This window comes from Ruegeria sp. H7 (assembly GCF_056532945.1).
On record NZ_JBQFNZ010000002.1, the window covers coordinates 345,324 to 364,895 of the forward strand.

At 60.2% G+C, this 19,572-nt stretch carries 22 protein-coding genes; 15 read left to right on the forward strand and 7 right to left on the reverse strand.

Translation table 11 applies throughout. The annotated features are described in order from the left end of the window. Positions 1-43: 43 nt before the first annotated feature. Together ACR0AC_RS06765 and ACR0AC_RS06770 are read left to right on the forward strand one after the other, a co-directional pair. Complete coding sequence (locus ACR0AC_RS06765) at positions 44-1,525, forward strand: carnitine 3-dehydrogenase (protein ID WP_480708294.1); 1,482 nt, start codon at positions 44-46, stop codon at positions 1,523-1,525. Further along, positions 1,522-2,283, forward strand: a complete 762-nt coding sequence (locus ACR0AC_RS06770) for an SDR family oxidoreductase (protein WP_480780670.1) — start codon at positions 1,522-1,524, stop codon at positions 2,281-2,283. Before ACR0AC_RS06765 ends, ACR0AC_RS06770 begins: the two co-directional genes overlap by 4 nt. A gap of 9 nt (positions 2,284-2,292) precedes the next feature. Here the strand turns inward: ACR0AC_RS06770 and ACR0AC_RS06775 are convergent, their stop codons facing one another. Together ACR0AC_RS06775 and ACR0AC_RS06780 are read right to left on the reverse strand one after the other, a co-directional pair. After that, entirely contained in the window at positions 2,293-2,475 is a 183-nt protein-coding gene (locus ACR0AC_RS06775; protein ID WP_170450164.1) for a hypothetical protein, read from the reverse strand. Positions 2,476-2,561: 86 nt separating this feature from the next. Further along, positions 2,562-3,434: a helix-turn-helix domain-containing protein gene (locus tag ACR0AC_RS06780; protein WP_480872513.1), complete on the reverse strand. Its 873-nt coding sequence runs from the start codon at positions 3,432-3,434 to the stop codon at positions 2,562-2,564. A 109-nt stretch (positions 3,435-3,543) separates the two neighbouring features. Between ACR0AC_RS06780 and ACR0AC_RS06785 the strand changes: the two genes are divergently transcribed. Genes ACR0AC_RS06785 through ACR0AC_RS06795 form a run of 3 tightly spaced genes read left to right on the forward strand, consistent with a single transcriptional unit; the run spans position 3,544 to position 5,566 of the window. Further along, a complete protein-coding gene (locus ACR0AC_RS06785) occupies positions 3,544-3,747 on the forward strand; it encodes a DUF2061 domain-containing protein (protein WP_480872515.1) in 204 nt (67 codons plus the stop codon). Then, a complete protein-coding gene (locus ACR0AC_RS06790) occupies positions 3,740-4,642 on the forward strand; it encodes a fatty acid desaturase (protein ID WP_480872517.1) in 903 nt (300 codons plus the stop codon). Before ACR0AC_RS06785 ends, ACR0AC_RS06790 begins: the two co-directional genes overlap by 8 nt. 21 nt (positions 4,643-4,663) lie before the next feature. Then, a complete protein-coding gene (locus ACR0AC_RS06795) occupies positions 4,664-5,566 on the forward strand; it encodes an EamA family transporter (protein WP_480872519.1) in 903 nt (300 codons plus the stop codon). Here ACR0AC_RS06795 and ACR0AC_RS06800 read toward each other — a convergent pair. Beyond that, entirely contained in the window at positions 5,563-6,921 is a 1,359-nt protein-coding gene (locus ACR0AC_RS06800) for a DEAD/DEAH box helicase (RefSeq protein ID WP_170519057.1), read from the reverse strand. The genes ACR0AC_RS06795 and ACR0AC_RS06800 overlap by 4 nt on opposite strands. Positions 6,922-7,105: 184 nt before the next feature. Next, on the reverse strand, positions 7,106-8,065 hold the full coding sequence (locus ACR0AC_RS06805) for a glycosyltransferase family 2 protein (protein WP_480780666.1): 960 nt from the start codon (positions 8,063-8,065) through the stop codon (positions 7,106-7,108). Between the two features lie 99 nt (positions 8,066-8,164). Here ACR0AC_RS06805 and ACR0AC_RS06810 point away from each other — a divergent pair, with 99 nt between their 5' ends. After that, positions 8,165-8,935 carry an amidase gene (locus ACR0AC_RS06810; RefSeq protein WP_170450176.1) on the forward strand — a complete coding sequence of 257 codons (771 nt, stop codon included), beginning with the start codon at positions 8,165-8,167 and terminating at the stop codon, positions 8,933-8,935. Between the two features lie 6 nt (positions 8,936-8,941). Here the strand turns inward: ACR0AC_RS06810 and ACR0AC_RS06815 are convergent, their stop codons facing one another. Then, on the reverse strand, positions 8,942-10,546 hold the full coding sequence (locus tag ACR0AC_RS06815; protein ID WP_170621908.1) for a peptide chain release factor 3: 1,605 nt from the start codon (positions 10,544-10,546) through the stop codon (positions 8,942-8,944). A 108-nt stretch (positions 10,547-10,654) separates the two neighbouring features. Between ACR0AC_RS06815 and ACR0AC_RS06820 the strand changes: the two genes are divergently transcribed. The 8 genes from ACR0AC_RS06820 to ACR0AC_RS06855 all read left to right on the forward strand — a co-directional run bounded on the left by ACR0AC_RS06820 (position 10,655) and on the right by ACR0AC_RS06855 (position 18,074). Next, a complete protein-coding gene (locus ACR0AC_RS06820; protein WP_170450180.1) occupies positions 10,655-11,017 on the forward strand; it encodes a nuclear transport factor 2 family protein in 363 nt (120 codons plus the stop codon). Positions 11,018-11,080: 63 nt separating this feature from the next. Beyond that, entirely contained in the window at positions 11,081-11,860 is a 780-nt protein-coding gene (locus tag ACR0AC_RS06825) for an SDR family oxidoreductase (protein WP_170450182.1), read from the forward strand. A 2-nt stretch (positions 11,861-11,862) separates the two neighbouring features. Then, positions 11,863-12,975 carry a hypothetical protein gene (locus ACR0AC_RS06830; RefSeq protein WP_170450184.1) on the forward strand — a complete coding sequence of 371 codons (1,113 nt, stop codon included), beginning with the start codon at positions 11,863-11,865 and terminating at the stop codon, positions 12,973-12,975. Positions 12,976-13,074: 99 nt separating this feature from the next. Next, on the forward strand, positions 13,075-14,124 hold the full coding sequence (locus ACR0AC_RS06835; protein WP_480872522.1) for a methyltransferase domain-containing protein: 1,050 nt from the start codon (positions 13,075-13,077) through the stop codon (positions 14,122-14,124). A 122-nt stretch (positions 14,125-14,246) separates the two neighbouring features. Beyond that, positions 14,247-15,290 carry an ABC transporter ATP-binding protein gene (locus ACR0AC_RS06840; protein WP_480582206.1) on the forward strand — a complete coding sequence of 348 codons (1,044 nt, stop codon included), beginning with the start codon at positions 14,247-14,249 and terminating at the stop codon, positions 15,288-15,290. A gap of 112 nt (positions 15,291-15,402) precedes the next feature. Continuing rightward, positions 15,403-16,185 carry a 5'/3'-nucleotidase SurE gene (gene surE / locus ACR0AC_RS06845; RefSeq protein ID WP_480872524.1) on the forward strand — a complete coding sequence of 261 codons (783 nt, stop codon included), beginning with the start codon at positions 15,403-15,405 and terminating at the stop codon, positions 16,183-16,185. Continuing rightward, positions 16,182-16,832: a protein-L-isoaspartate(D-aspartate) O-methyltransferase gene (locus ACR0AC_RS06850; protein ID WP_170450192.1), complete on the forward strand. Its 651-nt coding sequence runs from the start codon at positions 16,182-16,184 to the stop codon at positions 16,830-16,832. Before surE ends, ACR0AC_RS06850 begins: the two co-directional genes overlap by 4 nt. 63 nt (positions 16,833-16,895) lie before the next feature. Then, a complete protein-coding gene (locus tag ACR0AC_RS06855; protein ID WP_480872526.1) occupies positions 16,896-18,074 on the forward strand; it encodes a peptidoglycan DD-metalloendopeptidase family protein in 1,179 nt (392 codons plus the stop codon). 64 nt (positions 18,075-18,138) lie between these two features. On the opposite strand, the gene ACR0AC_RS06860 is transcribed toward ACR0AC_RS06855, so the two are convergent. Both ACR0AC_RS06860 and ACR0AC_RS06865 read right to left on the reverse strand, forming a co-directional pair. Beyond that, the gene (locus ACR0AC_RS06860; protein WP_170621904.1) at positions 18,139-18,810 is read right to left on the reverse strand and encodes a helix-turn-helix transcriptional regulator; all 672 of its coding nucleotides are present in this window, start codon (positions 18,808-18,810) and stop codon (positions 18,139-18,141) included. A 21-nt stretch (positions 18,811-18,831) separates the two neighbouring features. Then, the gene (locus tag ACR0AC_RS06865) at positions 18,832-19,137 is read right to left on the reverse strand and encodes a hypothetical protein (RefSeq protein ID WP_170450198.1); all 306 of its coding nucleotides are present in this window, start codon (positions 19,135-19,137) and stop codon (positions 18,832-18,834) included. Between the two features lie 218 nt (positions 19,138-19,355). Between ACR0AC_RS06865 and ACR0AC_RS06870 the strand changes: the two genes are divergently transcribed. After that, the gene (locus tag ACR0AC_RS06870; RefSeq protein WP_170450201.1) at positions 19,356-19,571 is read left to right on the forward strand and encodes a twin-arginine translocase TatA/TatE family subunit; all 216 of its coding nucleotides are present in this window, start codon (positions 19,356-19,358) and stop codon (positions 19,569-19,571) included. Position 19,572: the final 1 nt, after the last annotated feature.

Consider the following 19,572-nt stretch of genomic DNA (forward strand, 5'->3'; position numbering starts at 1 on the left):
CCCAAACCCCCGGGATATTTCTGGCCAGATGAAGAGGCGGATCGTGGACAAAGAACAACGAGCAAAAACAGCGGCAATCATAGGGGGCGGTGTGATCGGCGGCGGATGGGCTGCCCGGTTTCTGCTCAATGGCTGGGATGTGCGGGTATTCGACCCGGACCCGGAAGCCGAGCGCAAGATTGGCGAGGTTCTGGACAATGCGCGGCGGTCTTTGCCGGGGTTGAGCGATGTACCTTTGCCGCCCGAGGGGGCGTTGACCTTTCACGACGACATTGGGGACGCCGTTCGGGACGCGATCTGGATTCAGGAGAGCGTGCCGGAACGTCTGGATTTGAAGCTGAAGGTTTACAAAGGGTTGCAGGAGGCGTGCGATCCGGACGCGATCATTGGCTCCTCGACCAGCGGGTTCAAGCCGTCGGAATTGCAGGAAGGCGCGCTGCGGCCCGAGCAGATTGTGGTGACGCATCCGTTCAACCCGGTCTATCTGCTGCCATTGATCGAGTTGGTGCCGACCGCCAAGAACCCGCCCGAGATGGTGGAACGGGCGCAGGAGCTGTTGAAATCGGTTGGATTCTTCCCCCTGCACATCAAGAAAGAGATCGACGCGCATATCGCGGACCGCTTTCTGGAGGCGGTTTGGCGCGAGGCGCTGTGGCTGGTCAAGGACGGGATCGCCACGACCGAAGAGGTGGATGAGGCCATCCGCATGGGCTTTGGCATTCGCTGGGCCCAGATGGGGTTGTTCGAGACTTATCGCGTGGCCGGTGGTGAGGCCGGGATGCGGCATTTCATGGCGCAGTTCGGGCCCGCTTTGAAGTGGCCGTGGACCAAGCTGATGGATGTGCCCGAGTTCACTGATGAACTGGTCGACATGATCGCGGATCAGTCGGATGCGCAATCCGGGATGCATTCGATCCGGGAACTTGAGCGTATTCGGGACAACAACCTTGTAGGCATGATGCGGGCGCTGAAGGCGCAGGATTACGGCGCGGGGGCGGTGTTGAACCGGCATGACGCGCTTCTGAAACCGGGCGCGTTGCCGACGCTGGATCAGGCGGATCTGAGCCAGCCAATCCTGACCCTGTCGCGTGCGGTGCCGTTGGATTGGACAGATTACAACGGCCACATGAACGAGGCGAAGTATCTGGAGGCGTTTGCCGCTGCAACCGACCGGTTCATGGAAATCATCGGCTGTGATGCGGACTATATCGCCTCGGGTGGCAGCTATTTCACCGCCGAAAACCACATCCGCTATCATGATGAGGCACATGCAGGCGCGAAGATCGAGGTGCGCACGCAAATGCTGTTGGGGCAGGGCAAGAAGCTGCACCTGTTCCACAGCATGTATGAAGGCGACACGCTTTTGGCCACGGGTGAGAGTTTCCTGCTGCATGTCAGCCTGCAGACCCGCCGCCCAAGCCCGCCGTCGCCCGAGATCGAAGCCGCCATGGCCCGGATTACCAGCGCGCAGGCTGATTTGCCGTATCCGGAAGGAGCGGGTGCCGCGATCCGAAAACCCGCATGACGCAGCGGGTGTTGATCACCGCAGGCGCCTCGGGCGTCGGGCGGGCGATGGCCGAGGCGTTTGATGCCGCAGGGGCGCAGGTTTGGGTGGTGGATGTCGACGAGGACGCTTTGCAGGGTTGCCCGGACCATTGGCAGTCATCCAAGGCAGATGTGTCGGACGAGGCGCATGTCGCCGAGGTTTTCGCGCAACTGGAACAGGCCTGGGGCGGGTTGGACGTTCTGTGCGCCAATGCAGGTGTGGCCGGGCCAACCGCACTGGTTGAGGATGTGTCTTTAACGGATTGGAAAAACTGCCTTTCCGTCAATCTTGAAGGCGCGTTTCTGTGTTCAAAATACGCAGTGCCGATGCTGAAACGTGACGGGCGCGGTGCGGTGATCATCACATCATCCACGGCCGGGCAATATGGCTATCCGAACCGCGCGCCTTATGCGGCTGCCAAATGGGGTGTGATCGGGCTGGGCAAGACGTTGGCGATGGAACTTGGGCCCCATGGCGTGCGCTGCAACGTGATTTGTCCGGGCGCTGTTGAAGGCCCGCGCATGGAAGGCGTCCTGCAGCGCGAAGCCGCCGCAAAGGGCATGACACGGGATCAGGTCTATGCGGGCTATGCCTCGGGCACCTCAATGGGGCGCTTTGTCGAGGCGCATGATATTGCTGAAATGGCGGTCTTTCTGGCCTCGGACGCGGCGCGGCTGGTTTCGGGGCAGGTCATCGCGGTGGACGGTCACACGGTCAATCCTGACCCGAAACTCTGATCTGCTTTGTCAGCCTTGATTCGGGCCGCGGATCTGGCGGATTGTGCTGCGCACGGCCTGCCAGTCTTTGGCTTCCTGCGTGTTTCCGGCGGCCTCACATTCGCGCATCTTTTTAGCGGCTTCCGCCTCGGCCTGGTCGCCATGGGCCGTGTACAATGCGCGTGCATATTGGGCAGTCTGTAATGCGTCCATTCCTGTCATCCTCCATGGAATGTCTGAGGGTTCGCGCGGTCACTATACTACACGACCCGCCAAATCGCACGATTGGGGGATTCCCTTTAGCCCTCAGCCGTCGGCAATCTGGCGCGCAACTGGCGCAGATGTTCTGGAAAATGGCGCGCTGTCATATCCGCCTCGCGGATCAATGTGTCGAAGTGGCGGGTGAAAACCTCGATCCGGTCGCGGTCCCGGAAGGCCATATAGTGACCGCCAGCATAGAAAACACACAGCAGCGGGCCGAAGATTGTGACCGGCGCGGAATACAGGCGTTTTGCGTCGAACAGATAGATGCGCAAACGTGGGTAGAGCTGTTCACAGAGGCTCAGCAGGTGGTCGATTTGTTCCAGGCGGACAGAAAGCGGCAGGCCCTGATAGTATCCCTCGGCCTGCGCAAAGCTATGGATTTCAAACAGCGGCATGGCGATTTCATAGTCTGACTGCGCGCTGCGCATCCAGGACAGACGGTCTTCGGAGGCACCGATGGCCTGATCTGCCGTGCGACCCAGATGCGGGGCGTATTCCCATTCCAGCACCGCGCGGGTTTTGAGCATGTCGGGCAGAGTGGCAGGCACATAGCGGATTTTATAGCCCGCAGCCTCTTGATGCCATTGGAAAATACGCTCATCCACCAATGCGCGGGGGGCTTCGGTCATGGTCAGGGAACTGGCCAGAAGCTCGGCCGCGCTTTCGGGGCGGTTCGACAGGCTCAGCAGCCAATCCGCTGAAACCCCCAGCGCCGAAGCACAGCCGCCGATCACATGCGCATTGGGCAAGCGCGCGCCTTCATCGGCCAGTAGTTGAGACACCGTGGACCGGTCTACCCCGATACTGCGGGCCAGAGCGCTTTGGCTGACATGGCGGTCCTCCATCGCGCGGGTCAGTCGCAGGCGAAACTGCGCAGCGCGGACGCGTTTGTCGAGTTTTTCATCCATATGTTTGAAAATATCACAGGTGATGAATTTTGTTAATCATATTCAGAATTCCCAACGCCCGGACCAGTAAGTAACACTTTTGTGAGAACAAAAAAAACTGGGGTCCGGAATGGAAACGCGACGAAGATCGGTCGTGAAAGCAATCATTTGGAATGCTGTTGGGTTGGCGGTCATGACTTTGGTCGGTCTTGTCGCAACCGGATCGGCGGCCATTGGTGGTGCGCTGGCGCTGGTCAATACGGCCATTGGTTTGACGCTTTATGTGCTCTACGAGCGCATTTGGGCCAGGATTTCGTGGGGCCGCCATGGGTGAGCCAACGACGCCGAAGACGCCCGAATGGGGCACGTTTGCGCTGATCGTCGCGTGCTATGCCACTTGGCTTGCGGTGCTGTTTTGGTTGGCCGCATGGTCGTTATGGCTGGCGATTCCGGCGATGGGGTTGGTTGGGGCCTTGCATTCTTCGCTGACGCATGAGGCGCTGCACGGCCATCCTTTCCGCGCCAAATGGTTGAACGAGGCGCTGTTGGCCTTGCCCCTGACACTGTTCATCCCGTTCAATCGCTTCCGCGATCTGCATCTTGCGCATCATCAGGATGCCAACCTGACCGATCCTTATGACGACCCCGAGACGAATTACTTGGACCCCAAAATCTGGGCGCAATTATCCGGGTGGAAGAAGCGGCTGTTCGCAATCAACAACACGCTTCTGGGCCGGATCGTGCTGGGCCCGGTTATTGGGCAGGTGATGTTTGTACGGGACGAATGGCAGGGGATGATCCGGGGGGATCGCGCGGTTCTGCTGGCCTGGGCGCTGCATATTCCGGGCGTCGCGGTGGTTTTGTGGGTTGTTGCGCAGTCGGCCATGCCGGTCTGGGGATTTGTCCTGTCGGCCTATATCGGTTTGGGGCTGGTCAAAATCCGCACCTTCCTGGAACACCGCGCGCATGAGAAATCGCGCGCCCGGACCGTGATAATCGAAGATCGAGGGTTGTTGTCCTTTCTGTTTTTGAACAACAACTTGCACGTTGTTCACCACATGAACCCATCCGCGCCTTGGTATCAGCTGCCCGCGCTCTATCGGGCCGGGAAAGAGCGGTATCAGGCGTGCAACGAGGCGTATGTCTATCGGTCTTACGCACAGATATTCAAAGAGTATTTCTGGCGGGCGAAAGACCCGGTGGCCCATCCGCTCTGGCCAAAGCCCTGATTTCGCGACAGAAGGGAAGCCATGAGCTTGTGGATTCCCGTCACCATCGCAGCCGCCTCGTTCCAGACGGTGCGGTTCATGCTGCAAAAATCGTTGAGCAGTGTGAAACTGTCTGCGGCTGGTGCGACCTTTGCGCGGTTTGCCTATTCGATGCCGCTGGCGGTTTTGGGATTGGCTGTGGCGTTGTGGCTGACCGGTATGGCGGTGCCGCCGCTGACGGCGCAGTTCTGGCTGTTTGTTGCCATCGGTGGAACAGCACAGATATTGGCGACGGTCTGCGTGGTCGCCCTGTTCAAACAGCGCAATTTTGCGGTGGGAATTACCTTTAAGAAGACCGAGGTTATCCAGACCGCAATTGTCGGGTTTCTGATCCTTGGGGATAAGGTCTCAGCCGGGGCGCTTGGCGCGATCCTGTTGGGATTGCTGGCGGTTCTCTTGTTGTCCAAAACACCGGGCGGGGACGGGGCGTGGTGGCGTCATCTGACCAACCGCGCATCGCAACTGGGGCTTGGCTCTGGCGTTCTGTTCGCCTTCTCAGCCGTCAGCTACCGCGGTGCGTCTTTGGAACTCGGGGATATTGACGCCTGGTTCCGCGCCTTAGTGACCTTGGCGGCTGTGGTCACGTTCCAATTTCTCAGCATGGGCCTGTGGCTGCTGTGGCGCGACCGGGCCGAGTTGTGCGCGGTCTGGGAAACCCGATCAACGGGCGTCTTTGTCGGGCTGACCAGCCTCGGTGGGTCGTTCTGCTGGTTTCTGGCCTTCACCTTGCAAAACGCGGCCTATGTCAAAGCGCTGGGGCAGGTTGAGCTGATACTCAGCCTATTGGCCTCGATCCTGTTCTTCCGCGAGACCATCACCCGGCGCGAAATCGCCGGGATGGGTTTGTTGGGCGTCTCGATACTGACGCTGGTGCTGACGATCTAGCTGGCGCGGCGTTCGTCGAAGCTCAGCGCGATGAAGCTGGGCAGATGATCACCCATGCCGACAACCGCTGGGCCAGTATCGTCCCGGCGACCACGGCCCTTGGCGGGCTTGTCCTGCTTACGCTCATCCTTCTTGCGGTCGCGCTTTTTCTCATCCGCGGGCTTGGCCTTTTTCTCGGGCTTGGGCGTGTCCGGCTTCGGTTCGTCCTTTACCGGGTTGTCGATGCGCGGAATGTCCTTCTGGATCAGCTTCTCAATCGCATCCAGCGCCTTCTCATCGCGGCCCGAGCAGATTGTAACAGCCTTGCCTTCGCGGCCCGCGCGACCGGTACGGCCGATACGGTGCACGTAATCCTCGGCATGGCCGGGCACGTCGAAGTTGAACACATGGCTGACCGATGGAATGTCCAACCCGCGCGCGGCCACGTCAGATGCCACCAGCAAACGCAATGAGCCATCGCGGAATCCGTCCAGCGTTTTCATCCGCTGGGACTGATCCAAATCGCCATGGATCGCGGCGGCGTTATAGCCGTATTTCTTCAGCGACTTGGCGCAGATGTCCACATCCGTCTTGCGGTTGCAGAAGATGATCGCGTTGGTGCATTTCTCACCCTCGGCATCGATCAGCGCGCGCAGAACTTTGCGCTTTCCACTGGCCTCGCGATCCCGACGCCCACCTTTGAACATGACGACGCCCTGTTCGATCGTCTCAGAGGCGGTGGCCTGACGGGCAACTTCGATCCGGGCGGGGGCGGACAGGAACGTGTCGGTGATGCGTTCGATCTCGGACGCCATGGTGGCCGAGAAGAACAGGGTTTGACGGGTGAAAGGCGTCAGCGAGAAGATGCGCTCGATATCGGGGATAAAACCCATATCCAGCATCCGGTCGGCTTCGTCCACCACCATGATCTGAACGCCTGTCAGCAGCAGCTTCCCGCGCTCGAAATGGTCCAAAAGACGACCCGGCGTGGCGATCAGAACGTCGACACCCCGGTCGATCAGCGCCTCTTGCTCTTTGAAGCTGACACCGCCGATCAGCAGCGCCTTGGTCAGTTTCAGGTGCTTGGAGTAGGTGTCAAAATTCTCGGCCACCTGCGCGGCCAGCTCGCGCGTCGGGCACAGCACCAGCGAACGCGGCATCCGCGCGCGGGCGCGGCCACGGGCCAGCAGGGTGATCATCGGCAGCGTGAAGCTGGCGGTTTTACCTGTGCCGGTTTGCGCAATGCCCAAAACGTCCTTGCCTTCAAGCGCAGGCGGTATCGCGCCTTCCTGGATCGGAGTGGGGGTTTCGTATCCGGCTTCCTCAATGGCTTTGAGGACCTTCGGGTTCAGGTTCAGTTCGTTAAACTTTGTCATGTATGTCCGGTTCAAGCGGACACTTGACCTGGCCCGCGCATCAAAATCTGCCGGGCCCGGATGGCCACGCGCAACAGGCGCGTTTCGGCTTTGGGCGCGGACATAACAAAAAGGTAGGTCAGGGTCAAATGAAGACCAGTCTGACGTTACGCGGTTGCGTCAAATCGGGATTTTGCGCAACAATTCAGGCCCTTCCGGGAAAGTGTTTCGCGATCTTGTCGGGCAGGTTCAAGGGCCTGTGCCGGATCAGCCCGTGTTGTTCCAGCCGCGCACGCACATCGGGGTCCTGACCGCTCATCTCCGCGTAGAAGGCCCGCAGCCCGTCCATGCCTTGCTCGGCCTCGATCCAGCTCAGCAGTTCGTTTTTGCTCAGACCGCCCTTGTAACGCGGTACGTTGGGCGACATTCCTGGCTGGTAAGAGCCTCGATTCATTCGGAAATCATAGTGACCGATCCAATGGTCCCAGTCCGGTGCGTGGCGGTGGCACAGCTCAAATTGGGGCAGTTCGGTTTTGCAGGGCAGCAGTTTCTTGTTCTGAAACAGATTGTGGATTCGAAAGCTCAGGTTCGGCAATCCGGCCCGCACGAACAGCTTGCCCTGCACGTGGCTTAGAAATCCGCCCAGCACAAACCCGCCATAGGTGGGGTAGAGGTCCTGCACCAGCGCCTCGCGGCCTGGCCCCTTGGGGATGTGCGCTTTGTATAGGTCGTCGCCCCCGGCCAGCGCCTCGATCGGGCGCACCCGAAAACCGGGAATGTCTGCCGGAACCGAGCGCAGAACATGCGCAATCGGCTCGGACGACCACAGGAACTCATCCACATCGATATGGGTCAGCCAGTCCAGATTGGTACGTTTGTAGATATGGGTGGCGTGCACGGTTTGACGGATCTGGTGCTTTTCCGGCCGTGTGCGTTTTCGTTTCACCCAGAACGCGTCGTCACAAAGCCGCACCCGAACCTTTGGATGCGCGCGAAGTGCCCGAAAGGCGCGCCGGTTTGGTTCGTCAAGGTAGATGTATAGTTGGTCCGCCCCAAGCTCCAGATGGTGCGCGGCAAAGCCAAGGATGTCCTCGGCAGACCCCCGCACCATAGACACGATACCCCAGGTGGGAACGTGCGTGTGATTGTCTTGGTCTGAAGCCATGCAAGTCATTGTGGCGGGGTCTGTTTTTGAGCCTGTGCCGAAATGTGATACGATAGCGCCACTTTAAGAGTTCTTACATTTGTTATTGAGGAGATTACAATGCCTCGTGTTGTTCCCGCGTCATGGATGCCCGATGTCAATATGGAGCGCATCCATCTTCATTGGACGGCCGGAGCGCATAGCGCCAATGCCAATGATAAGAACAGCTATCACATTCTAGTCGAATCCGACGGCACCCTTGTGCGCGGAAATAAGTCGATTGCCGAAAATGCACGCCCCATGAGCTCGAACTATGCGCGGCACACACGCGGTGCCAACACGGGCGCGATTGGTGTGTCGCTGTGCTGCATGCTCGGGGCTGAACGGTCGCCTTTCGATCCCGGCAACTATCCCATGACGCGAACCCAGTGGGATCAGGGAATGCTGGTCGTGGCGGATCTGGCCGAGAAATATAACATATTGGTCACGCCCACCAAGATCCTGACCCATGCCGAGGTCGAGCCCAATCTGAACGTCCCGCAAAACGGCAAATGGGACATTGTGCGGCTGGCCTTTGACCTGTCGGTCAAGGGGTATGAAGAAGTCGGACAGTTGCTGCGGTCCAGCGTCGCCGCCGCGCTGGATGATGGCCCGTTGATTGCTGCGGACGCGATGCCCGAAGACGCGAAGGCCCCAAGATACCGTGTGACGGGTGTCGCGCCTTCAACACTGAATTTGCGCCGCACACCCGGCGGTGAAAAAATCGGGGCGCTGCCCGAACGTACAACCGTGGAGCGACTGGGTGTCGATGGCGAGTGGTGGCGCGTTCGCACTAGGCAAGGGTATATCGGCTACGTCTTTTCCACGTATCTCAAGGCGATAAACCCCTAGCCTTGGTCAGACCATCATTTCCTTGGTCGCAGTCAGGTTCAGCGCCGGATAGTCGCGCACGACCCGGTCGATGTCCCATTGCAAACGCGTCAGATAGACGATGTCGCCGTCATGATCATGGGCGATGTGCTGCTTGTTGGCGTTGACGAACTTTTCGACCTCGGCCTTGTCACCGCTGACCCAGCGGGCCGAAGTGAATTGCGACGCCTCGAAGCGCACGGGCAGGCCGTATTCCATCTCGATCCGGCTGGCAAGCACTTCGAATTGCAGCGCGCCGACGACGCCGACGATAAAGCCTGACCCGATCGAGGGTTTGAACACCTTGGCCGCGCCTTCCTCGGCAAATTGCATCAGGGCTTTTTCCAGATGCTTGGCCTTCATCGGATCGCCCGCGCGGACGCCCTGCAGTAGTTCCGGCGCAAAGGACGGGATGCCGGTCACACGCAGCGCCTCGCCCTCGGTCAGGGTGTCACCGATGCGCAGCTGACCGTGGTTGGGGATGCCGATGATGTCCCCGGCCCAAGCCTCATCCGCCAGTTCGCGGTCGGAGGCGAGGAACAGAACGGGGTTCGAAATGGCCATCGGCTTTTTCGACCGCACATGGGTCAGCTTCATGCCACGCTTGAAATGGCCGCTTGCCATTCGCACGAAAGCCACCCGGTCGCGGTGCTTGGGGTCCATATTGGCCTGCACCTTGAACACAAAGCCTGCGACTTTCTTCTCGTCGGGCGCAATCTGACGTGGTTCTGCCGATTGCACCTGCGGCTGGGGGCCATAGGCGCCGATGCCTTCCATCAGTTCCTTGACGCCGAACGAGTTGATGGCCGAGCCGAACCAGATCGGGGTCATATGCCCCTCAAGCACCGCTTGCGGGTCCAGCGCGGGCAGCAATTCGCGCGCCATCTCGACCTCTTCCAGCAGTTTTTCCAACAGGTGCTCGGGCACGTGCTCGGCCAGTTTCGGGTCGTCCAGCCCGTTGATTTCAATGCTTTCGGCCACTTTGTTGCGGTCGGCGCGGTCCATCAGTTCCAGCCGGTCACGCAGCATGTCATAGCAGCCGATGAAGTCGCGACCCACGCCAATCGGCCACGCGGCAGGCGTGACGTCGATGGCCAGCATTTCCTGAATTTCGTCGATGATCTCGAACGTATCGCGGCTTTCGCGGTCCATCTTGTTACAGAAGGTCAGGATCGGCAGATCGCGCAGGCGGCAAACCTCGAACAGTTTCTGCGTCTGGCTTTCCACACCTTTCGCGCCGTCTATCACCATCACGGCGGCATCCACGGCGGTCAGCGTGCGATAGGTATCCTCGGAAAAATCCGAGTGGCCGGGCGTGTCCACCAGATTGAACCGGAAGTTCCCATAGTCGAACGACATCGCCGAGGCCGAGACCGAGATGCCGCGATCCTTTTCCATCTGCATAAAGTCCGACCGGGTCCGCCGTGCCTCACCCTTGGCGCGCACCTGACCGGCCATCTGAATCGCGCCCCCGTACAGCAGGAACTTTTCCGTCAGCGTCGTCTTACCCGCATCCGGGTGCGAGATGATGGCGAATGTCCGGCGCCGGGCGATCTCGGGCGGCAGAGAGGGTTGGTTCGAGGTATCAAGCATAAACGCGCGTATAGGCGGGGAATCCCGCCGAGGCAAGACAAAGGGGTGGTTCGAATCGGCGGGTTGTGACAGAAGGAACATATAGTGAACAAAATATGGAGTGGACCAATGAATTTGAAAGAAATCGCCGAAGAACTGGTCGCGGGATGCCGCGAGAACCGGGCCAAGGAAAACCTGAGCAAGCTCTACGCACCTGACGCAGTTTCGGTCGAGGCGCAGGACATGTCGGGTATGGGCCGGGAAACCCAGGGCCTCGAAGGCATTCGAGGCAAGCACGATTGGTGGGAAAACGCGCACGACGTCTCTGGCGCAACGGTTGGTGGGCCGTTTCTGCACGGCGACGACCGCTTTGCCGTGATCTTCGAGGTTCAGGGCACAGTGAAAGACAGCGGCGAAAGCTTTGATATGCGCGAGGTGGCGATTTACCACGTCGCGGACGGAAAAATCGTGCGCGAGGAGTTTTTCTACTGACAAAGCTCGTCTGGTCCTTCCGGTCGGGCCGGTGCAAGATAAGGCAGGACAGGGAGGATCAGAATGGATCTTGGAATTCGCGGCAAACGCGCGCTGGTCTGTGCCAGCAGCAAGGGATTGGGTCTTGGGTGCGCCGAAACCTTGGCCGAAGCAGGCGTTGATTTGGTGATGAACGCCCGCGGGGCCGAGGCGTTGGAGGCCGAAGCGGCCCGCCTTCGTTCGGACCACGGCGTGGATGTTCAGACGGTGGCCTGCGATGTGACCTCGGCCCAGGGGCAGGCGCAGGTGATCGAGGCCGCGCAGGGCGTGGATATTCTGGTGAATAACGCAGGCGGGCCACCGCCGGGAATGTGGTCAGACTGGGACCGCGAAGATTTCATCAAGGCGCTGGACGCCAACATGCTGACACCGATTGCCTTCATGAAAGCGCTGTTGCCGGGGATGATGGACAAGGGCTGGGGCAGGGTGGTCAACATCACCTCGCAATCCGTGCGTGCGCCGATTGCGGTGCTTGGCCTATCGAATGCCGCACGCACCGGGCTGACAGGGTATGTTGCCGGGACGGCCCGGCAGGTCGCGCCAAACGGGGTGACCATCAACAACCTGCTGCCGGGCATTCATGCGACGGACAGGGCGGATTCGCTCGACAGCGGCGTGGCGGCGCAGCAAGGGATTTCGATGGATGAAGCGCGTGCTGCGCGCGCGGCCACGATCCCCGCGCGCCGTTACGGCACACGCGCCGAATTCGGGGCCGCCTGTGCCTTCCTGTGTTCGCAACATGCCGGGTTCATCGTCGGGCAGAATATCCTGCTGGACGGTGGCGCAACCAATCTGACAATGTAGCCATGGCGCAAGGGTTTTCGCTGAAAGACCAGCTGTTTAACGATGAAAAAACCCGTTATCTCGCGGGGTTGTTCGCCAAGGCCGATGCATCCTTTGACGCGGATGCATTTCACGCACGGGTCATGTCGCGCCTGCTTGAGCTTGAGTTGAAAGAGCGGATGACGTGGATCGCGGACTGCCTGCAAGAGGTTGTTCCGGGTGAACTGCCGCAGGTCGCGCCCGTAATCCTGCGCGCGCTTCCTCCGCCTTTGGATCCGACAAAAACCGATGATGATTTCGGCGATTTCATCTTTGCCCCTTTGGGTGAATGGGTGGTGTCGGTTGGGTTGGAAAACCCTGATCAGTCGCTGGACCTGCTGGCCGAGATCACGCAGCGCTTTTCGATGGAGTGGGCGATCCGCCCGTTTCTGAACCGCTGGCCCGATCAGGTTCTGGCCCGGATGCAGGACTGGTGCGCGCATGACAGCTATCATGTGCGTCGGTTGGTCAGCGAAGGCACCCGTCCGCGTCTGCCATGGGGGCAGGCCATCGGGCTGGAACTGGATGATCCGTTGCCTTTGCTGGACCGGCTGCACAGCGATCCGACACGCTATGTCACCCGATCGGTCGCAAACCATTTGAATGATGTTTCCAAGAAACAGCCTGATCAGGTGCTGGCGCGGCTGCAACAGTGGCGGGATGCGGGCGCGCAGGACGCGGATGAACTGGCTTGGATGACGTCGCACACGTTGCGGGGCCTTGTTAAGGCTGGTCATCCGGGGGCGATGGCGATGCTGGGCTATGATCCTGACGCCGACGTGGCAGTGACGATTGACCTCAACACGCAGGCCCGGATTGGCGAGGCACTGGAGTTCTCGGTGGATTTGAAAGGCCCGGATGGTCAGCCTGTACTTGTGGATTATATCATTCACTTTCAACGCCCTGGCGGAAAAACCTCAGCCAAGGTGCACAAGTTGAAACAAGCCGTTCTGAAAGATGGAAAGCTGCGACTGGACAAGCGGCACAAGCTGAAGGGAGATGCCACGACGTTCAAGCTGGTGCCCGGCGCGCACCGGCTTGAGGTTCAGGTCAATGGCAGGGTGCGGGCGGGGATCGATTTCGATCTGTTGGGTTAAATCCCCCCTCACGCTTTCGTCAAAACCCAAGATGCCGGATTGCACCGGGCGCAGCCGTGCACTAGCTGCGGTGCAGCTGTTTGCGAAAGGAAAGCTGAGATGAAGCATGAATCGGTGCAGAACTATTATGGCGAAGTGCTGCAAAGCAGTGCGGATCTGCAAACCAATGCCTGCTGCACACCGGATGACATGCCGGATCACCTCAAGCGTATCCTGTCCAAACTGCACGATGAGGTGCTGACCCGCTACTACGGCTGCGGCCTGATCGCGCCGCTGGATCTGGAAGGGATGAGCATCCTCGATCTGGGTTGCGGCGCGGGTCGGGACGTCTATGCCCTGTCCGCGATGGTGGGCGAAACGGGCCGGGTGGTTGGTGTGGACATGACACCCGAACAGCTGGATGTGGCCCGCGCGCATCAGGATTATCACGCCGAGGCATTTGGATACGCGGCTAGCAATGTCGAATTTCACCACGGCTATATCGAAAAACTTGACGAGCTAGACCTGGAGCCCGGTTCCTTCGACATCATTGTTTCGAACTGCGTCATCAACCTGGCAACCGACAAAGAGGCCGTTCTGCGGGGCGCGCATCGTTTGCTGAAAGACGGCGGCGAGATGTATTTCTCGGACGTCTACGCCGACCGCCGTATCCCGCAGGCGATGGCCGAGGATGAGGTTCTGTATGGCGAATGCCTGTCGGGCGCGCTGTATTGGAACGATTTCCTGTCGATCTCGCGCAAAGCAGGCTTTGGTGATGCGCGCCGCGTCACCCATCGCCCGCTGACCATCGAAAACCCGGTGCTGGAGCAGCGGGTTGCACCGCTGAACTTCCTGTCGGCCACCTATCGGCTGTTCAAACTGCCCGAACTGGAACCGGCCTGCGAGGATTACGGGCAGGCCGTGATCTACAAGGGCACCATCCCCAACGCGCCGCATCTGTTCGAGTTGGATGATCATCACGCGATTGAAACAGGCAAGGTCTTTCCAGTTTGCGGCAATACCTGGATGATGCTGAAAGACACGCGATTTGCGCGTCATTTTGACTTTATCGGCGATTTCTCGACCCATTATGGGATCTTCGACGGCTGCGGCGGCGAAAGCCCATTTGAAGCGGTTGGCGAGGCTGCATCGTCGGGCGGGTGCTGCTGATCCCTTGAACCTGCGGGGCGGGGTTGCTATCCCCGCCCAAGCCCGATGCTTTTGATCGGGAAAGGCAACGGGGTCCCTTGGTGACAGAAGACGCAACTCCTCCACGTCTGGAAATTCGCAATATGGTCCGCCGGTTTGAAGGGCGGGTCGTTGTCGATGACGTGTCGCTGACCATTCAGGCCGGGCAGGTGACGTGCCTGCTGGGGCCGTCGGGTTGCGGCAAATCCACCACCTTGCGCATGATTGCCGGGGTCGAGATGCAGGACTCGGGCGAAATCTATGTCGATGGAAAGCTGATCTGCGACACGGTGTTCCGGGTGCCGCCCGAACGGCGCGAGATCGGGCTGATGTTTCAGGATTTTGCCCTGTTCCCGCATCTGAGCGTGGCCCAGAACGTCGCTTTCGGCCTGAAGGGCAGCAAAGACGAAAAACGCGCGCGCGTTGAGGAGTTGCTGCGTAAAGTCGACCTGATGCGCTTCATCGACGGGTTTCCGCATCAATTGTCGGGGGGCGAACAGCAACGTGTCGCGCTGGCTCGTGCCTTGGCCCCACGCCCCCGCATCATGCTGATGGATGAGCCTTTCTCGGGCCTCGACAATCGTCTGCGCGACGGTATCCGGGATGAGACGCTGGCAATCCTGAAAGAAGAGGATGCCGCCGTTCTGCTGGTCACGCATGAACCCGAAGAGGCGATGCGCATGGCCGACGAGATCGCCCTGATGCGCCGTGGCAAGATCGTACAGCAAGGCGCGCCCTATAACGTCTACACCAGGCCAGCCGACAAGGCGGCGGTTGCTTTCTTCAGCGATGTCAATGTTTTGCGGGCTGAAGTGAATGGCGCGTTGGCGCAGACGCCATTTGGTCAGTTCCTTGCCCCCGGCATCCCGGATGGCACCGATGTCGAGATCGTCTTTCGCCCGCAACACATAAAGCTGGATTTCGACCGCAACGGCAAAGGTCCATCGCCCACCGCCACCGATGGGGTTGCCGCACGCGGCACCGTGGAACGTGCGCGTTTTCTGGGCAATGAAAGTCTGGTCGAGTTTCGGATGGACCATGACGGCTCGATCCTGAAAGTGACGGTGCCAAACGTGTTTGTGCCCAATCCCGGGCGCGTCATGTGGCTGACCATCCGGCGCGACCGCTGCTTCGTTTTCCCGGTCTAGGCCGCAATTTCCGCCAAAGTGGTGCGCGAAAGCCTCAGATTGCGTATGCGCTTTGCTTGCCGCAACGCAAGGGCGGGTCTATCAAGGGCCAAACGTGGGGATGATCGGGCACATGCGTATTCTTTTGACCAATGATGACGGGATCAACGCACCGGGTTTGATCACGCTTGAGGCGATTGCCAAAGACCTGGCCGGGCCGGACGGCGAGGTTTGGGTTGTCGCCCCGGCGTTCGAGCAATCGGGCGTCGGGCATTGCATCAGCTACACCCATCCTATGATGGTCGCCAAACTGGGCGAGCGTCGTTTCGCGGCCGAAGGCTCTCCGGCGGATTGCGTACTGGCGGGGCTGCATGATGTGATGAAGGACACGCCGCCCGATCTGGTGCTGTCCGGGGTAAACCGGGGTAATAATTCTGCCGAGAATACGCTTTATTCCGGCACAATTGGCGGCGCGATGGAGGCCGCTTTGCAAGGCGTACCCGCAATCGCCTTGTCGCAATATTTCGGGCCGCGCAATCTGGGGCTGGACGATCCGTTCGAGGCTGCAGCGCGCTTTGGGGCCGATCTGGTGCGGCGTATTCTGGATGCCACCCCCGCTGAGCAAAGCGATTACCGCCTGTTTTACAACGTGAATTTCCCGCCGGTCCCGGCGGATGAGGTTCTGGGCATCCGCGTCGCGCCGCAGGGCTTTCGCCGCGACACGCGGTTCTCGGTCGAGCCGCACAGCTCACCTTCGGGGCGGCGGTTTTTGTGGATCAAGGGCGGGTATCAGCACAATCCGACCGCGCCGGGCACGGATGCGGCGGTCAATCTTGCCGGGTATATCTCGGTCACGCCGATGCGGGCGGATCTGACGGCGCATGATGCGCTTGAGGCGTTGAAGTCGATCGAATGAGCGGACTGGACCCTGAAACCGTAATGCAGTTCCTGTTTGCCCTGCGCAAACGGGGCGTGACAGATGCGCGCGTGCTGGCCGCGATGGAGCAGGTCGACCGGGGCCGTTTTGTGACGGGGCTGTTCGCGGATCGCGCGTATGAGGATATGCCGCTGCCCATCGCCTGCGGGCAGACGATCAGCCAGCCTTCGGTCGTTGGTCTGATGACGCAGGCGCTGGATGTGCGCCCCAGGGACACTGTGCTGGAGGTCGGTACCGGCTCGGGCTATCAGGCGGCGATCCTGTCGAAGTTGGCGCGCCGGGTCTATACGGTGGAACGGCACCGGCGGCTGGTGCATGAAACAGGCCAGTTGTTTCGCGCGTTGGGTCTGACCAACGTGACCGCGATGTTGTCTGATGGCTCGTTCGGTTTGCCGGAACAGGCGCCTTTTGACCGGATCATCGTGACAGCTGCGGCTGAGGACCCTCCGGGCCCGCTCTTGGCGCAGCTTAAAATCGGGGGTATCATGGTGCTACCCGTAGGACAGTCAGATGCGGTGCAGCAGTTGATCAAGGTGACGCGCACCGAGGATGGTCTGGACTACGACGAATTGACGTCCGTCCGTTTCGTGCCTCTGCTTGAGGGGCTTGGGAAGGACGAGGCATAACAGGTTTTTAAGTTTTATCGCCAAAACCCCGGTGAACAGGGGCAGGTGTTGAGGATCGACGTGATGAGAGCAGTTTCCAAATCGGCAATGCGCCGCTGTGCGACCGGGGTGGCTGCCTTGGCAATTCTTGCCGGGTGCGAAGGGCCGCTGGATTATGACCTGCGGGGGCAGATCGGCGGGTTTTCGACCACCGGTGCCGCGCAAAGCGCCACGGCCAGCCGTCCGGCACCGGATGCGCGTGGTGTGATCACCTATCCGAACTATCAGGTCGCCGTGGCCCGCCGGGGCGATACCGTCCGCGACGTGGCCGCGCGTGTGGGCCTGCCCGAAGGCGAGCTATCGCGGTTCAATGGGTTGCAGACAACAGACAAGCTGCGCGAGGGCGAGGTCTTGGCTCTGCCGCGCTCGGTCGGGGCATCCAGCGGTGTCGATATCGCGTCAATCGCGGGCTCGGCCATTGATCAGGCGCCCGAGACGGGCTCGGTTCAGACTACAACGCTGGAACCGGCCAGAACCGCGCCAGCCCCGGCCCCAGTGCCCGCTGGGCCTGAACCGATCCAGCACAAGGTCAAACGGGGCGAAACAGCTTATACGGTATCGCGCCTTTATCAGGTTCCGGTTGAATCGCTGGCAGAATGGAACGGGTTGGGTCCGGATTTTGCGATCCGCGAAGGTCAGTACCTGTTGATCCCTGTCAAGAACCAGCCTGCGCCGCGCGCGGCTGCGGCGGCCCCGGCGGCTGAGGCAACCAACGTGACGCAACCGGGGCAGGGCTCGCCCACTCCGACACCCCCAAGCGCTACGCAGCCGCTGCCGGATGAACAGGTCGCACCGCTGACCGAGTCGCCCGAAGCTCCGGACGTTACTGCCGAAGCCCCCAGCAATACGGGCACATCGGCGCTGTCACTGCCGGTATCCGGCAAGATCATCCGGACCTATGAGAAGGGCAAAAACGAAGGCATCGATATCGCTGCCGCGCCGGGTACATCCGTTCAGGCGGCTGAGGCGGGGACTGTTGCGGCCATCACAGCAGATGCGGATCAGGTGCCGATCATCGTGGTCAAGCACAACAATGACCTGCTGACGGTCTATGCCAATGTAGATAATATTGCCGTCAAGAAAGGCGATCGGGTCCGGCGCGGGCAGAAGATTGCGGCACTGCGGGGCGGCGACAACGCCTATGTGCATTTCGAAGTGCGTAAGGGGTTCGAGTCGGTTGATCCCGAGCCATATCTGAAGTGACGTTGAATGGCCCGTTCCGGGCCATGCCTCCGGCGGAGGTATTTTTAGCCAGATGAAGCCGGGATTACGCGTTTGGGTCGTAGTCGCTCAGGCGTTTGCCGGGTTCATCTGTGAAGAGTTCCGGTTGGGGCGTGATGGATTCGATCAGGTCGATGCGGAAGACGCGAAAGCCTTCGCGTAGTTCGCACCATGCTGTAAGGGTCCAGACTCGGCCCCAGTATTCCATGTGCAGCGGGCGGATGATGCGGTCGGTCAGGGTGCCGTCGATGCGGCGATAGACGAGGTGCAGTTTCTGTCGTGCTTTGATGGCGGCGCGGATCGGGGCCATATGGGCCAGTCCGCGCGCGGCGTCAGCAAAGGGGTAGACCGCGAATTTCCAGGCATCCGCTTCGGCTACGACCTGCGTGGGCAGAACCGCGTCGATCTTTTCCGCCAGCGACTCGGCGGCTGATTTGAGGTCCGAGTCTGCAGCCTCGGCCACGATGGCCATGCCGAGGTTCAGGGCTTCGAGTTCGGAGGGTGTCAGGTTCAGCGGGGGCAGGGTGATCTGCTCGCGCACCATGTAGCCCACGCCGCGCTCGCCCTCGACCGGAACGCCCGAGGCGACCAGCGTATCCATGTCGCGGTAGATGGTGCGGACTGACACCTCGAGCCGATCCGCGATGTCCTGCGCGCGGTGCAGTTTGCCGTCGCGCAGGATCTGTATGATGTCGAACAGACGGTCAGTGCGGCGCATGACACGCCGATCTAACCGGGGTTACGCGGTCATGTTCCATAGCACAGTCTCATGGCGCATCTGGACGCTGTCGGGATTGATCACCGCCATCATGGCGGCGGCGCAATCCTGCTGCATGAATTGCGCAGCGGCATCTTGCGCGGCATTCATATCGGTCCAGACGACATAGTCGGTCCACCGGCCATCCTCGCCCTGGCTCAGCTGACGATGGGCAAAGCCGGGGGCCGACCGGACAAATGCCTCGGACGCCTGGCTGAGTTTCACGAACTCTTCCGCCGTGGTGCCATTGGCGAGGCTGAAGGTGACGATTTCCGCAACATGGGTCATTTGATTCTCCGTTGACCAGGTTTCGATGACCTCTGCCTAGTCCCTTACAACTGACATAAACCTGTCAGTTGAGAAATGCGAGCCCCATGAATCCATCCGATCACATCAAATTTGAGCACCAATTGGGGCCAGTTCCCTTTTGACGGGCAGGTTTGCGGCGTAAACACAGGCTCAGATCATATTCCGGGCGCACGGCGCCCAAGCAAAGGAGAAGAGACATGCTCAACAATATCGGCCTTCCTGGTCTTCTGCTGATTGCGGTTGTGGTGCTGGTGCTGTTTGGTCGCGGCAAGATCAGCTCGTTGATGGGTGAAGTCGGCAAGGGCATCACCGCGTTCAAGAAAGGCGTCAAGGACGGTTCGGAAGAGATCGAACAGGACGCGTCCGAGCTGGCCAAGGATGTCACGCCCGAAACCGAGAAAGACAAGGTCTAAG